This window comes from Vreelandella sp. 162(4c), from assembly GCF_058152265.1.
The window spans coordinates 2619481-2632459 of record NZ_CM176981.1; the positions used below are offsets into that span (position 1 = coordinate 2619481).

The 12979-nt window shown below is 53.6% G+C and carries 15 protein-coding genes; 10 read left to right on the top strand and 5 right to left on the bottom strand.

Annotated elements, in window-relative coordinates; all coding sequences use genetic code 11:
- Window positions 1–15: 15 nt before the first annotated feature.
- The gene (locus AC4EYZ_RS12025; protein WP_474191693.1) at window positions 16–999 is read right to left on the bottom strand and encodes a substrate-binding domain-containing protein; all 984 of its coding nucleotides are present in this window, start codon (window positions 997–999) and stop codon (window positions 16–18) included.
- Between the two features lie 300 nt (window positions 1000–1299).
- Here AC4EYZ_RS12025 and AC4EYZ_RS12030 point away from each other — a divergent pair, with 300 nt between their 5' ends.
- The 3 genes from AC4EYZ_RS12030 (at window position 1300) to AC4EYZ_RS12040 (ending at window position 3848) form a co-directional block, all read left to right on the top strand.
- Entirely contained in the window at window positions 1300–2316 is a 1017-nt protein-coding gene (locus AC4EYZ_RS12030) for a substrate-binding domain-containing protein (RefSeq protein WP_009286319.1), read from the top strand.
- A gap of 105 nt (window positions 2317–2421) precedes the next feature.
- Window positions 2422–3300: a YicC/YloC family endoribonuclease gene (locus AC4EYZ_RS12035; RefSeq protein ID WP_490204272.1), complete on the top strand. Its 879-nt coding sequence runs from the start codon at window positions 2422–2424 to the stop codon at window positions 3298–3300.
- A gap of 431 nt (window positions 3301–3731) precedes the next feature.
- A complete protein-coding gene (locus AC4EYZ_RS12040; protein ID WP_474193036.1) occupies window positions 3732–3848 on the top strand; it encodes a hypothetical protein in 117 nt (38 codons plus the stop codon).
- 374 nt (window positions 3849–4222) lie between these two features.
- Here AC4EYZ_RS12040 and AC4EYZ_RS12045 read toward each other — a convergent pair whose 3' ends face one another.
- From AC4EYZ_RS12045 to AC4EYZ_RS12055, 3 genes are all read right to left on the bottom strand, one after another.
- On the bottom strand, window positions 4223–5473 hold the full coding sequence (locus tag AC4EYZ_RS12045; RefSeq protein ID WP_474193035.1) for a type II toxin-antitoxin system HipA family toxin: 1251 nt from the start codon (window positions 5471–5473) through the stop codon (window positions 4223–4225).
- A complete protein-coding gene (locus tag AC4EYZ_RS12050; RefSeq protein ID WP_008957106.1) occupies window positions 5470–5775 on the bottom strand; it encodes a helix-turn-helix domain-containing protein in 306 nt (101 codons plus the stop codon). The genes AC4EYZ_RS12045 and AC4EYZ_RS12050 overlap by 4 nt, the downstream gene beginning before the upstream one ends.
- 144 nt (window positions 5776–5919) lie before the next feature.
- On the bottom strand, window positions 5920–6069 hold the full coding sequence (locus AC4EYZ_RS12055; protein ID WP_474193034.1) for a DUF1016 N-terminal domain-containing protein: 150 nt from the start codon (window positions 6067–6069) through the stop codon (window positions 5920–5922).
- Between the two features lie 62 nt (window positions 6070–6131).
- On the opposite strand from AC4EYZ_RS12055, the gene AC4EYZ_RS12060 reads away from it, so the two are divergent.
- The 3 genes from AC4EYZ_RS12060 to AC4EYZ_RS12070 all read left to right on the top strand — a co-directional run bounded on the left by AC4EYZ_RS12060 (window position 6132) and on the right by AC4EYZ_RS12070 (window position 8798).
- On the top strand, window positions 6132–6704 hold the full coding sequence (locus AC4EYZ_RS12060) for a histidine phosphatase family protein (protein ID WP_490204273.1): 573 nt from the start codon (window positions 6132–6134) through the stop codon (window positions 6702–6704).
- 64 nt (window positions 6705–6768) lie between these two features.
- Window positions 6769–7809 (top strand): zinc-dependent alcohol dehydrogenase family protein, encoded by a 1041-nt coding sequence (locus AC4EYZ_RS12065; RefSeq protein WP_490204274.1) that lies wholly within the window; start codon window positions 6769–6771, stop codon window positions 7807–7809.
- A gap of 113 nt (window positions 7810–7922) precedes the next feature.
- Entirely contained in the window at window positions 7923–8798 is an 876-nt protein-coding gene (locus AC4EYZ_RS12070) for a pirin family protein (protein WP_474192666.1), read from the top strand.
- On the opposite strand, the gene AC4EYZ_RS12075 is transcribed toward AC4EYZ_RS12070, so the two are convergent.
- Entirely contained in the window at window positions 8795–9421 is a 627-nt protein-coding gene (locus tag AC4EYZ_RS12075; RefSeq protein ID WP_474192665.1) for a DNA-3-methyladenine glycosylase family protein, read from the bottom strand. The two genes, AC4EYZ_RS12070 and AC4EYZ_RS12075, sit on opposite strands and share 4 nt — an antisense overlap.
- Before the next feature lie 150 nt (window positions 9422–9571).
- On the opposite strand from AC4EYZ_RS12075, the gene AC4EYZ_RS12080 reads away from it, so the two are divergent.
- The 4 genes from AC4EYZ_RS12080 to AC4EYZ_RS12095 all read left to right on the top strand — a co-directional run bounded on the left by AC4EYZ_RS12080 (window position 9572) and on the right by AC4EYZ_RS12095 (window position 12975).
- Window positions 9572–10915, top strand: a complete 1344-nt coding sequence (locus tag AC4EYZ_RS12080; protein WP_474192664.1) for a type II toxin-antitoxin system HipA family toxin — start codon at window positions 9572–9574, stop codon at window positions 10913–10915.
- Entirely contained in the window at window positions 10912–11232 is a 321-nt protein-coding gene (locus AC4EYZ_RS12085) for a helix-turn-helix transcriptional regulator (RefSeq protein ID WP_159177813.1), read from the top strand. Before AC4EYZ_RS12080 ends, AC4EYZ_RS12085 begins: the two co-directional genes overlap by 4 nt.
- Window positions 11233–11390: 158 nt before the next feature.
- Window positions 11391–12602 carry an MFS transporter gene (locus AC4EYZ_RS12090; protein WP_022521089.1) on the top strand — a complete coding sequence of 404 codons (1212 nt, stop codon included), beginning with the start codon at window positions 11391–11393 and terminating at the stop codon, window positions 12600–12602.
- Between the two features lie 121 nt (window positions 12603–12723).
- Entirely contained in the window at window positions 12724–12975 is a 252-nt protein-coding gene (locus tag AC4EYZ_RS12095; RefSeq protein WP_474192663.1) for a YMGG-like glycine zipper-containing protein, read from the top strand.
- Window positions 12976–12979: the final 4 nt, after the last annotated feature.

Below are 12979 nucleotides of genomic sequence, written 5' to 3' on the forward strand. Positions count from 1 at the left end.
TCAATAAGCGCACTCTTACAGGCCGAGCTCTGCCAGCTCATCCACGGTATCTTTGCTCAGCTTGAGTGGCTGTGAGGCAAAGATCGTTTTGCCGTCCAGGGTAATTTCACCCAGTATCGGCAATTCGGCGCCATCGGTAATCTCTTCGCCGTTATAGAGCATCTCACCCAGGGCAACGAACGCTTTGCCCGCGTCCAGAGGGCTCCACTGGAAACCACCGGTAATCACACCTTCGTGCACCAGACGGCGCCCCTGGCCAGGAGAAAACAGGCCCATAACGGCCACATCCCCTTCCAGCCCCCGCTCTTTCACGGCCCGAGCAGCGCCGATGGTTCCCTGGCTACCAAATGACATGATGCCGGCCAAATCTTCGTGGGCACGCAGCAAGTCCAGGGTGGTGTTGCGGCTGTCATCGACGCTTTCGGCAACGCCGAAACGATCAGCGGCCTGGGTCAAGCCCGAGCAGTTATCATCGAGCCAGCTCACGGCAGCATCTGCCCAGGCGTTGTGAGCGGGCACGCTGAGGCCGCCAACGTAAACGGCATACGAGCCTTCGCAGCCGGTGGTGTCAGCCAATAGCTTGGCGTGCTCTTCACCTAACTGCTGCGCTGAAATCATTTCAAAGTCGTAGTCGATGTTGACCGATTCGGGGCTTTCATGGGTCAGTACGATAATTCCCTGATCACGTGCTCGTTCCAATACCGGCTCAAGAACCTCGCGATCATTCGGGACAACACCAATGACATCAACGCCACGGCTGATCAGATCCTCTATCGCACGTACCTGCAGGGCAGGGTCAGCGCTGGTGGGGCCTACCATATAGGCTTCTACTCCAAGCTCTTCACCCATTTGTTCGATGCCCATTTCCATGGCATTGAACCAGGGGATGCCACCCACCTTGGCGACCACGGCAATCGTAGGAGACTCCTGAGCCATTGCGCCGGTGCTGCCGATAATGCCTGTTAGCGTAGCTGCGGTAAGAAGTGCTTTGTATTTCATTGTGATTTCCTGCTTGCTGTTGGCTGACCCAGTCAGTGGAATAGAGTGCATTGAAGCGCTTTAATAGTGCTGCTGTACGTTGCGTCATGGTCAAATAAAATGGCGCAGACGCTTCCGAGCCTCACAATGCATAGGAGCTTTACACAGTGCTGGATACGTTGAGTGGTGCCTAAACGATGCGTCATCGCTATCGTTATTGTCATTTAGTCGAGAATGCACAATCGGTTGTGCATAGCGTAGGATTGATCTATTGCATCATCACGTCAATGCTACTTTTATCTAATCGCAAGGAGCTGCCACGTGGTTAGCGACTCTTCATCCAAGCGGCTGACTATTTACGACCTGGCGAGGTTGGCAGAAACATCGCCCAGTACCGTCAGTGCCGTGCTCAACGGCACTTGGCAGCGCCGTCGTATCAGCAAGAAACTTGCCAGCAAAATTCTTTCGCTCGCCCAGTCGGAAGGCTACTCGGCCAACATGCAGGCCCGTGCCTTGCGGCGCGAACGCTCAGGTATCATCGGCATGATCCTGCCGCTGTACGACAACCGCTATTTCAGTTCGATAGCCCAACATTTCGAATCAGAAGCACGTCGACGGGGGCTGTTTGCGATTGTTTCGTGTACGAATCGAGATCCCAAGCAAGAGTGTGAAGCAGCCCGAATGATGCTGGCTTACCGTGTTGAGTGCCTGGTATGCACCGGCGCAACGGATCCGGATACGATTGCACAGATGTGTGCAGAGAGCGGCGTGCAAAGCATTAATCTCGATCTTCCTGGCAGTAAGGCACCGTCGGTGATTTCCAATAACCGTGATGGCGCGCGACAGCTTACCCATGCCATCCTCAACCGCCTTGCTGAAGAGAAGCGCAGTGATGACCCTGTGCTATTTATTGGCGGCCGTGATGAGGATCACAATACCCGCGAGCGTATTGCCGGCTTCAAGCAAGCGAGAGAGGAGGTGGGGCTGGCGACGGCGGAAGAGAATATCCTCCCCTGCGATTATGCTGCCGATAAGGCCCAGGCTGCGTTGGCAACATACATGCGTAACCGGTCTACTCTGCCCAGCGCTATGTTCGTCAACTCCACGATTTCTCTTGAGGGCATCGTTCGTGGGTTACAGCTAAATGGCTATTATCTAGATGACATTATTTTTGGTTGTTTTGACTGGGATCCTCTTGCCGCTGCCTTTCATCCGCGTTTGATGATGGTTCGGCAAAATGTGATCGAGATGATCGACCGCGTCTTCGAGCTGATTGATACGCCACCGCGGGATTCCCGTCTGCTCATAGAGGTTCAGCCAGAAATAATGGGTGTTTGATACGCTCTTTCGCACAGCATTTACTGAATCGAATGAATAGGCTAGCCATTTAGACACGACTGTTGGCAATGCTTTATACACCGTTATTCACTACCAGGATGAAACATGGCCACTTCCAGCCGCGTACACAGCATGACCGCCTTTGCCCGCACCGAGCAGGCTGCCCCGTTTGGCACGCTGCAGGTGGAAATTCGCTCGGTGAACCAGCGCTATTTAGAGCCTCACTTCCGCCTGCATGAAAGCCTGCGTGACCTAGAGCCAGTGCTGCGTGAAGCGCTGCGCACCCGTTTAGCCCGTGGCAAAGTCGAGTGCAGTGTTCGCTTTGAGAGCGCCGAAACCGCCCAAGCCCCCGCTGTTAACAGCGCCCGCTTAGCCGCCATTGCTGATGCGCTAACCGCCATTCAGCAGCAAGTGCCCAGCGCCGTGCCGCCCACCACACTTGCGCTACTCAACCAGCCCGGCGTGATGGAAACCCAGCACCTTGACCAAGACGCCATCAAGGCCGCCGCCAAAGCGCTGTTTGACCAAACGCTGGATGAGCTGATTGACGCCCGTGCCCGTGAAGGGGAAAAGCTTGCCGAGATGATCACCACCCGCCTGACAGCGGTAAGTGAGCAGGTCGCCACCGTGCGCAGCCTGCTACCGCAGATTCTGGAGCGCCAACGCACCCAACTGCTGGAACGCCTGGAAGTCGCCAAAACCGAACTCGACCCCCAGCGCCTGGAAGCCGAATTGGTGCTGGTGGCGCAAAAAGCTGATGTGGATGAAGAGCTAGACCGCCTGACCGCGCATATCGAAGAAGTGAGCCACCAGCTCGCCCAAAAAGGCCCCAAAGGCCGCCGCCTAGATTTCCTGATGCAGGAACTCAACCGCGAAGCCAACACCCTCTCGTCAAAATCCGTGGTGGCTGAGACGACCCGCTGCGCGGTGGAGTTGAAGGTGTTGATCGAGCAGATGCGGGAGCAGATTCAGAATATTGAGTGACGAAGTATTGGTCTTGCTGAATTGATAAGGAAAATTCGCTGCCCACCTCAATCTAAGCCAATGAGTCAATGTGCGAGCACTTTGACTCGCATAACAACCACTGCCGCAGTCTACTCAATTAGGTAATAGCCACTCCACATTGTTGTGGAGGACGTAATTCCAAAATGGCAAATACTAGCGCACTCGGTAAACGTATATTGATTGTCTTTACCAGAGGTAGATGTTCAAAGCCCAGTAGGTTTATAAATGCTACAACTAATGGGCTTTGCAGGTGCGCAATCAGGGTGAGCGTGCTGCCTATGGCGAGCAAATTGTCTCTAAATTAGAACAGGAGTACGACCGCGGCTTCTCTGCCAAAAACCTACGCCACATGCTGCTGCTTTGCCGAGGCTTACCCCGATGCTCAGATTGTCTCGACACTGTCGAGACAATTGTCATGGAGTCACTTTTTAGAGCTTATCTACTTAAAAGATATGTTTCAGCGCGGCTTTTATAGTCAGGTGCGCAAGAGAGCTGGAGCACTGTTGGAGCCTGGGAGCCGGCTTTAGCTCTGTCGCACGGCAAAACGCATCCAGATCGACAACGATGATTCTTACATCGACCTGCTGTTCAACAACCGCCGCCTGAAACGCCTCGTTGTCATCGACTTAAAACTGGGCGACAGTCGGATCCCGCGTGATTGCTGCAGTATTTGAGTGGTAGGTAAAAAACAATGACCACAAACTCCCCATCAATTTCAATGAATTGATGCCAACGCACCTATAAGAAGGCGAACGCATTGAGTACACAACTTGCTGGAACTTTGATGTGATCATCTGCAACCGGTGTGTCTCGCTAACCAGTTCGTAAATCTTGACGGCGGTTAAGTAGAGTGATGATCGGTTAGGATCGCGATGCCAGGTATTTTTGCTCACGACGCTTATCACACATTAAAGGCCTCTTGCTTCATGGTTTGCTCTGCTCGGCTGATCCCTAATCGCTGTGCAATCAATTGCCACTGTGTCACGGCATTTAAAACCTCATCGTAAATTTGCCTTGCCTCGGTTTGCGTGAGCCTGAAGAAATCTTGCACTTCAAAGGCAAGCTGGTAGTCAAGCGCGTTGTCTGTATCGGTAATATTCAGGTGAAGGCCTTGCTTTCCCACAATGGGATTTAAATCGTAAGCAGGTGATAGCTTCCAGCCCTTGTCAGTCAACAGAAAACCGTGATTACGCAAGTGGTCATCTGTGTTCGACACCGCAATGTTAAACACAATCCGTCGCCATAATTGGGCAAGATCAGCTTTTGTTTGTGCGCCCTGATTAGAGAGAAATTCTGCGATTTCAAGATAACTAGCACCCTGCGAATGCTCACCATCATAGTACTGGAGCTGCGTCATTGCGGATGAAAAATGTAGGCGTTTGTCACCCATCCGATCAAAGCGCTTGGTCAAAAAGGTATGGTGCTGAGTCGAGAATTTTCGGATCTCGCTTGGAAACATCTCAATACTGGCCGCTAAAGCGAGCTCATAACACACCATCTCCCACGCACCGACATCGTAGGTGTCATTTAAATTTGGGAATTTGGCTATCCACAGGTGATTTTGCTCGTCAGTAACACAGGCTTTTGGCCTTGCACCGCCCAAAGAAGAGCCTGGAGAAATCAACATTTTTAACCACCGATAGTATTCATCACTGTCGATGTTCTCGTCTTTTTCAATTTGGATGGCAGCATGCTCTAACTCGCGAAGCGCTGCCATGGGTGGTGCCGCAAATTCGGCATTGTTATCAAGAAAATGAGGTGAGTCTGGTCTTTTAAAGCGAATTCCGCCCATGCGGTAGGAATCATGTACCCCAAGCAAATAATCGAGCTCCGTTAATCGATTACTCGGCCGAATACCTTTGCGATTTTCGATAGCCGCCCTGCGCTGCATCAGAATACGTCCCCAGCGATCTGGCGATGAATCTAAAAATGCACGAAAGTTTTTATCGGCTTCGTCATTGTGAAACTCCCCTGCATGCAGAGTAAGCAAGGGGTCAATTTGCAAACAGTAGGGTGATTTTAAAAAAGCTTTGTCATAGGCAAAGCTAAATACGCCGCCACGGCTTGAGTCATTATAAGCCAGCTGACCAATTAATAATGGTTGCTCAATGGGATGCCAATCCGCATAAACCTCTACCAAGTCACGGCTCATTTTGAACCTTCCAGGAGTTTGATGTTTTGCAGTTTGATGCCTAGCTCGTCATGTGCGGCCACTTCAGAGAAGTTACTTTCCATACCCAACACAGCCATGATTTTCAAATAGGTGCCAATTGCCACACCAGGATCGCCAGCGAACACCTTGTTCACGGTTTTATGATCAAAACCCGTTCGCTCGCAGAGCATTTTTTTGGTCAACCCTCGTCGCTTCATTGCTAGCAACAAATCCTCACCAAAATGAGTGAGAATTTTGCGCTGCTTTGGAAACAGCACACTGTGTAAGTTCCGCTTTGCCATACAATCACCAATGAAGGGACTATATTCCCATTTTTAAAGATATAATGGGAATATAGTCCATCTTTTAAAATTAGCAAATCGATGCACGTAAAGTAAGGACTATATTCCCATCTTTTGTATAATTGTGGGAATATAGTCCTAGTTTTAAGTGCTCCAGCTTTGATTGATAGCGTCGTGAAAATACCAGTCACGGGCTTGAGCATTTTCCACCCGAAGCAAAGTGCGGTAGTGAGTCCAGCTCAATTCGAGAGACACTGTGTCCTGAATTGGAGAGGTTTGATAGAAGCGGTACATACAAACAGAGTATAAAACTTACAGCGCTGCTAGTGACCTGCCACTGATAGAGAACCCTCCCCATGCCAACCCTACGCCACCTCACCTTAACGATACTGCTCGGTGTACTGGGTGCGCTACCCCTCAGTGCCCAGGCAAACGACGCCACCTGGCAAGCACTACAAGAAGGCGGCTTGGTAATTCTAATGCGCCACTCTCTGGCCTCAGGCATTGGCGACCCACCGGGCTTTGAGCGTGGCTGCTGCGAGACTCAGCGCAATCTTCCTACGGCTGGCCGCGCTCAGGCGCAAGCCGCGGGTCGTGAATTTTGTGCGCGGGATATTCCCATTGCGGCGGTGTATTCATCAAGCTGGTGCCGGGCGCTGGATACCGCTGAGTTGATGGCCGTGGGCTCTGTCGAGCCCACTCCCTGGCTGGATTCGTTCTTTCGCGGGCGCGGCGATCAGGCGTCAATTACTCAAGCCGCCCAAGAGCAAATTGCCGCATGGCAGGAACCGGGGGATTTGCTGCTGGTCACCCACCAGGTCAATATCACCGCACTGATGGGTGGCGGCGTTGGCTCGGGTGAGATGATCGTGGTGCGTCCAATGGATGAATCGTTGCAGGTCGTGGGGCGGTTAAGCGTTAGTGGCTAATAATTTGCTTCTTATCCACATGAGACTTTATAAAGTAAAAACCGATATAGATTAGGAACTCTTTATGAAAGCCGTTGTTTTTGAGCAATTTTCCGCCCCTCCCCGCGTCCAGCAATTACCTGATCCCACTCTTGAGCCGCATGGCGTTGTGGTGAAAGTGATGGCGACAGGAGTTTGTCGCAGCGACTGGCATGGCTGGGTGGGGCATGACACCGATATCCAGCTTCCCCATGTGCCGGGCCATGAGCTGGCAGGCGTAGTCGAAGCCGTTGGTAAAGATGTAAAGCAATGGCGCCTTGGCGACCGCGTCACGGTTCCATTCGTTGGCGGTTGCGGTACTTGCCCAGAGTGCCACTCCGGCAACCATCAGGTTTGCGATAGCCAGTTCCAACCAGGCTTTACGCACTGGGGATCGTTTGCCGAGTATGTAGCTATCCACTACGCCGATGTCAATTTGGTCGCGCTGCCAGAGACATTGGATTTTGCGACGGCGGCGAGCTTGGGTTGCCGGTTCGTTACCTCTTTTCGGGCAGTGGTGGATCAGGGCAAAACAGCGGCAGGCCAGTGGGTGGCCGTCCACGGCTGCGGTGGGGTTGGGCTTTCTGCTGTAATGATTGCTAACGCCGTCGGTGCCAACGTGGTGGCTATCGATATTTCTGAAGGCGCTCTTGATCTGGCCCGTCAATTGGGTGCCACTGCCACCGTGAATGCCGCCAAGGTAGCCAATGTGGTTGAAGCAGTTGCGGAAATAACCCGAGGTGGTGCTCACGTATCGTTGGATGCGCTAGGGCACCCGACGACCTGCTTTAACTCGATCAGCAATCTGCGTAAACGCGGCAAGCATATTCAGGTCGGGTTGATGTTGGCTGAGAACAGCACACCAGCTATTCCCATGAGTAAGGTTATTGCCAACGAGCTTGAAATACTTGGCAGCCATGGCATGCAGGCGCATCGTTATGACGCCATGCTGGCGATGATCGAGTCAGGAAAGCTGGCGCCTGAAAAGCTGATCGGCAAACGAATCAATCTTGAGCAGTCGATTGATGCGTTAATGAACATGGATAAGTTCGAAGGGGCGGGCGTGACGGTGGTGACCGAGTTTTGAGGAAACCGCTGAGACTTTTAATAACAATTTCCTTCAACGAAACAGGGCAAATTATTCGCTCCTCATCCGCGGCTATAGGTTTTACGCTGGAAAGTATTGATAAGGAGTAAGTTATGCCAGCAAACACTAACCAAACCGTGCGCCGCGTAATCGCCCAGCACCCGGCCAAGCGCGATGATATTGGCGATTTAACCACTCGTCGGCCGCTACCGGGGCCTAGTTTGGAGCAGCTAGATCCCTTTCTGTTTCTTAATCACCATGGCCCTCAAACCTACCCGGCTAACAATCAGGGTCTACCTTTTGGCCCGCATCCGCACCGGGGCTTTGAAACGGTCACTTTTATTCTGGAAGGTTCACTGGCCCATGCGGACAGCGCCAAGCATCAAAGCGTGATCCATAAAGGTGGGGTTCAGTGGATGACCGCTGGCAGCGGCATTGTGCATGCGGAAATTTCGCCGGAGGAGTTTCTACGCGACGGCGGTCCGTTGGAAATTCTGCAGCTGTGGATCAACCTGCCGTCGCGCTTGAAAATGAGCGAGCCGCGCTATGTGGGGCTGCAGCAAGAATCCATTCCCGCTATTAAGTTGCCGGGTGGCGGTGAGCTGAATCTGATCGCTGGTGAGTGGCAGGGTAGCGTTGGGCCTATCAACTCACTGACTGGCGTGTTTATGTCAACGCTCAGGCTGCCTTCTGGTAGCCACGAACAGTTGCCCGCGGCGCCAGGACGGCAGGTGTTTCTCTACGTGGTGGATGGCGATGTCACGGTGGGTGGCGAACCAGTCAAGCCTCACCATCTGATTGAAGTAGATCGCGATGGCGATAGCTTGGTGATCGAAGCAAGCAGCGATGCGCGCCTGCTGTTTGGTCATGGCGATGTGATCGATGAGCCCGTCTACTCCCACGGCCCCTTTGTGATGAATACCCGCGAAGAGATCGTTCAGGCGGTCGATGATTACCAGAATGGTAAGTTTGGCGGGCTGGATGCTTAAAGCGGCTCGCCGCGATAGTAGTGCCACAGAAACAGCGAACCCACGCTGCGCCAGGGCGCCCAGTGCTCCACCAACTGGCGGGCCTGTTTAGGCGTGGGTTTGTCGTCCATGCCTTTTAAGCGGCCCAGCGCTACCCGCAGGGCGAGATCATCGGCAGGAAAGATATCTGGGCGTTGCAGCGAGAACATCAGATAGATCTCAGCACTCCAACGGCCAAAGCCGCGTAGCTTGGTAATCGCGGCAATGGCTTCATCATCGCTTAGCTGTTCAAGCCCCTCGGCGCTAAAAGTGCCTGCCAACTCTGCTTCTGCCAGCCCTTTAGCGTACTCGATCTTACGCCAGGAAAGTCCCGCATCGCGTAGCGCTTGGCCCTCTACCTCCATCACTGCCTTGGCGTGAAGCTCGGGCAGCAGTGTATTTACACGACCCATAATCGCGCGAGCCGCTTCGGTGGATAGCTGCTGGCTAACGATAGTCGAGAAGAACGTCGCAAAGCCTTTATCGCGCTCCCGAGGCGAGGGTGCCCCCACTAGAGGTAGGGCGCGGGCGATATCGGGGTCGGCCTCGGCGAGTTCAGCCATGGCGTGTTCGATCGTGTTAAAAGATGAGGTATTAGCTGGCATTATTACTCCTGGTTAAAATGAGTATTATATTGCTCACTATTTGGGTTTTTATATATTTGTGAGTATTAAAATGCACATTCCGAAGCCTTGGACTACACTATTGAGCATTAAGCTGCTCAGTTATTAACTGCTCAATTAAGGTGTCCCACGTTGCTAACCATCCAGGCATTTCATCATGGCCAGTGGCACGATGCCGCTGAGCTGGTGATTGAGCACCCAGAGCAAGGTCGTCGAGGACCTGCGCGTTTGGGCTATATCACCGATTATGCCCTTGAATGGTTGGATCGCGATGATGAGCATGCTTGCAGCCTGCTTTTGCCGATTGAACTCATGAATACTCATCAATCGCCACGCTGGTTCGCTTTTTTAGACGATATCATGCCTTCTGGGGCCAGCCGTCGTTACTGGGTCACGCAGTTGGGGATATCGGCGCTTACTGAGGCTGAACAAGATTACGCCCTATTGGCTAAAGGGACGATTGCTCCGGTGGGTAATTTACGTATTAAAGAGGCCCTTCCCGAGCGTCCAGTAGGTAGCACGCTAGAGCAGCAGCGCTTTGCCTTACGCGATGTTGTGGATCGAGATAGCGATTTTCTTGCTTATGCGCAGCAAATGGGAGCCGCTGGGGGGGGTGCGACCGGCGCTGGCGGCGAAGCGCCTAAGCTACTGCTACGCTGTTCGCCAAACGATCAGGTCTGGATCGATACCTATCAGGATGACCCGGCGAATACCGACCAGCACTATCTGGTGAAATTTCCTCGCGGCCAGCGCACCGAGCTTGATAACAATATCCTTCGCGCCGAATACCATTTCTATCATGAGCTGGCGTCACTCGGCATAGCGACGATCGACACTCAAAGGATGCGGCTACTGGAAGGCGAGCGCTATCCATCGCTGTGGTTGCCCCGCTTTGATGTTGATTACCCCGCTGGGAAGCGAACGCTGTATGGGCTGGAGTCGGTTTATTCCGCGATGAAGCGTCAGCCGGGAAGCTTCTTAAACCATTTTGACGTGATTGAGGCACTGGTTGGCCTGTTGAGCCAGCAATACCGCGTTCGCGAGTTAGGAGGTCATTTTGATACGTCGCGTTTCGTGAGCGAGTGGGTGAAACGTGATCTGCTTAATGTTGCTTTTGCCAACAGCGATAACCATGGTCGCAATACGGCGCTGTTGAAAACGCCTCTGGGAATCTGGCTGGCGCCAGTCTACGATTTTGTGCCCATGAAGGCTGACCCAGAAGGCATTATTCGCACCACCACTTGGGGCGCGCCGTTTGAAGAGGGCCCTGAATTCAACTGGGTCGCCATTGCGAAGAACTTAAATGCCTATGTGCCCCCCGAACAACTGATGGCAGAGCTAAAAGCGCTGGGGAGTCAGTTAGCCGGGCTAAAAGAACGACTTGCTGCGCGGGGAGTGCCGGAAGCGTTGCTAGCATCGAATGCGGTGGGGTTAAATTATCTGGATGCTAAGCTGCGCCGCTGGGGGCTGGTATGAAACGCAAAGAACTCTCTAGCATTGAGCGCGAGGCACTACTTATGGCGCTATTGTCCCAGCTGCTGCGGGAAGAGATCAGCTCAGGGCAGGTGCTGCGTCAACTACGCCGCGAAGTGTTGGGAATGTCGCAGACACAATATGCCGAGTTGGTAGGTATCAGTCGCCGCACCTTGTCTGATCTGGAAGCCGATAAGGCAAGCCCTACACTGGCGCTGCTAAACCAAGTATTCCGCCCCTTGGGCCTGCAAACCGGCTTGGTGCCGCGTAACCGTCATCTGCGTGAGCGGTTGCTTTCAGTGGAACCCCCTAGCGCCTGACCGCCAAACACCGTATCCAAACATTTCCTATTCAGCCCAGCTTAACGATTGTGTTCGCCCGCTAACTTTTTAAACGCAGCATGTTTCTACTTTCGTCTAATCCTGCGATCATTTGCGCCATCGTGATACCAACCGGGCGGTATCCCAAGGAGTTAAGCATGCAGGATTCGACAGCATCGTCGTCTCAAGGGCTGGCGCGCAACCCGCGTTTGGCCGAATTTGTGTTGGCGCTGGGCGGTTTTGGAATCGGCACCAGCGAGTTCGTCATTATGGGCCTGATGAACCGTGTGGCGGGTGATTTAGCGGTAACGGTGCCGCAAGTGGGTTACGCAATAAGCAGCTACGCCTTGGGCGTGGTAGTCGGTGCGCCGCTGATTTCGGCGCTGGCCGCGCGAGTACCTAGGCGGTCGCTGTTGATTATGCTGATGCTGGTATTTGCGGTGGGCAATATTGCTAGTGCCATGGCACCAGGGTTCTGGTCATTCGTAGGGCTGCGTTTTCTGGCTGGCTTACCTCATGGCGCCTATTTTGGCATCGCCGCACTGGTGGCCGCGGGGGCAGTGCCGATAGACCAACGGGCGCGGGCTGTTTCCCGGGTGATGATGGGTTTAACCGTAGCGATTCTGATCGGTGCGCCGCTGGGTACCTGGGCGGGTAACCTGTTGGGCTGGCAGATCGCCTTTGCGGGTGTCGGTGGTATTGCGTTGCTCACCGCCCTGTTGATCCGCTTCTATGTACCGGTGCAGCCCGTCGATACTCTAGCAAGCCCGGTGCGTGAGCTTTCAGCGCTGCTTAAGCAGCGGGTGTTGGTTACCCTGGCGCTTGCCTGCATCGGCTGCGGCGGCATGTTCGCCATTTTTAGCTATGTGATGCCGACATTAACCCAGCAGGCGGGTATGAGCGAAGCGCTGGGGCCGTTGGTGCTGGTCATTTTCGGCCTGGGCTCTATTGCCGGTAACTTAATCGGCGGGCGCATGGCGGATAAAAACCTGATGCGTGCCATACCTACCATTCTGCTCTGGTGTGGCGTGGTACAAGGGTTGTTTTACTTTGCGGCGAATAACGTTTGGACAGGGCTGCTGTTTGTTGGCCTGGTGGGCACCAGTATGGCACTAGCGCCTTCATTACAAACCCGCTTGATGGATGTGGCAGAGGATGCCCAAACCATGGCGGCCTCACTCAACCACGCGGCCTTTAACGGTGCCAATGCCTTAGGGGCGTGGCTTGCTGGTCTGGCAATCAGCGCTGGCTTTAGCTGGTCGAGCACGGGCTTGGTCGGTGCGGGATTGGCGCTCTGTGGCTTGGTGATTTTTGCCGCTGGGCGATGGTTGGAAAAGCGCACCTACGGCGCCGTGGCCCAGCGAGCCTAGCGTTGGCTAACGTCGCGTCACGATTGTCCAGTTGCCTAGTTATCGAACAGTGATAATTAACATGGCTAAAAAGTCGAATTCTCTCTACTGTGTAAGGGTAGTAACCCATAAGGAGATGACCATGCACATTCAGGTATTGAATTCGACACGTATATTGACCCTCGGCGCGGTGGTGGCGTTAACCATTGTCTTGGCGGGCTGCGGTACCTCCACTGGCGAGCGCGCTACTAGCGGCGCGGGTGTCGGGGCTGCCATTGGCGCGGGTGCCGCAGCCGTAACCGGTGGTAGCGTCGTTCAAGGCGCCGTTATCGGCGGTGGCGTTGGTGCTGCCACCGGTGCCGCCACAGATGCAGATGACATCAATCTCGAATAAGTAA

Excerpts from the sequence above, each read along its gene's own strand:
- AC4EYZ_RS12065 (WP_490204274.1), top strand. The coding sequence starts at position 6,769 with ATGAAAGCCGTTGTTTTTGAGCAATTTTCCGCCCCTCCCCGCGTCCAG.
- AC4EYZ_RS12090 (WP_022521089.1), top strand. The coding sequence starts at position 11,391 with ATGCAGGATTCGACAGCATCGTCGTCTCAAGGGCTGGCGCGCAACCCG.
- AC4EYZ_RS12025 (WP_474191693.1), bottom strand. The coding sequence starts at position 999 with ATGAAATACAAAGCACTTCTTACCGCAGCTACGCTAACAGGCATTATC.
- AC4EYZ_RS12060 (WP_490204273.1), top strand. The coding sequence starts at position 6,132 with ATGCCAACCCTACGCCACCTCACCTTAACGATACTGCTCGGTGTACTG.
- AC4EYZ_RS12070 (WP_474192666.1), top strand. The coding sequence starts at position 7,923 with ATGCCAGCAAACACTAACCAAACCGTGCGCCGCGTAATCGCCCAGCAC.
- AC4EYZ_RS12035 (WP_490204272.1), top strand. The coding sequence starts at position 2,422 with ATGGCCACTTCCAGCCGCGTACACAGCATGACCGCCTTTGCCCGCACC.
- AC4EYZ_RS12045 (WP_474193035.1), bottom strand. The coding sequence starts at position 5,473 with ATGAGCCGTGACTTGGTAGAGGTTTATGCGGATTGGCATCCCATTGAG.
- AC4EYZ_RS12085 (WP_159177813.1), top strand. The coding sequence starts at position 10,912 with ATGAAACGCAAAGAACTCTCTAGCATTGAGCGCGAGGCACTACTTATG.
- AC4EYZ_RS12075 (WP_474192665.1), bottom strand. The coding sequence starts at position 9,421 with ATGCCAGCTAATACCTCATCTTTTAACACGATCGAACACGCCATGGCT.
- AC4EYZ_RS12055 (WP_474193034.1), bottom strand. The coding sequence starts at position 6,069 with ATGTACCGCTTCTATCAAACCTCTCCAATTCAGGACACAGTGTCTCTC.
- AC4EYZ_RS12050 (WP_008957106.1), bottom strand. The coding sequence starts at position 5,775 with ATGGCAAAGCGGAACTTACACAGTGTGCTGTTTCCAAAGCAGCGCAAA.
- AC4EYZ_RS12095 (WP_474192663.1), top strand. The coding sequence starts at position 12,724 with ATGCACATTCAGGTATTGAATTCGACACGTATATTGACCCTCGGCGCG.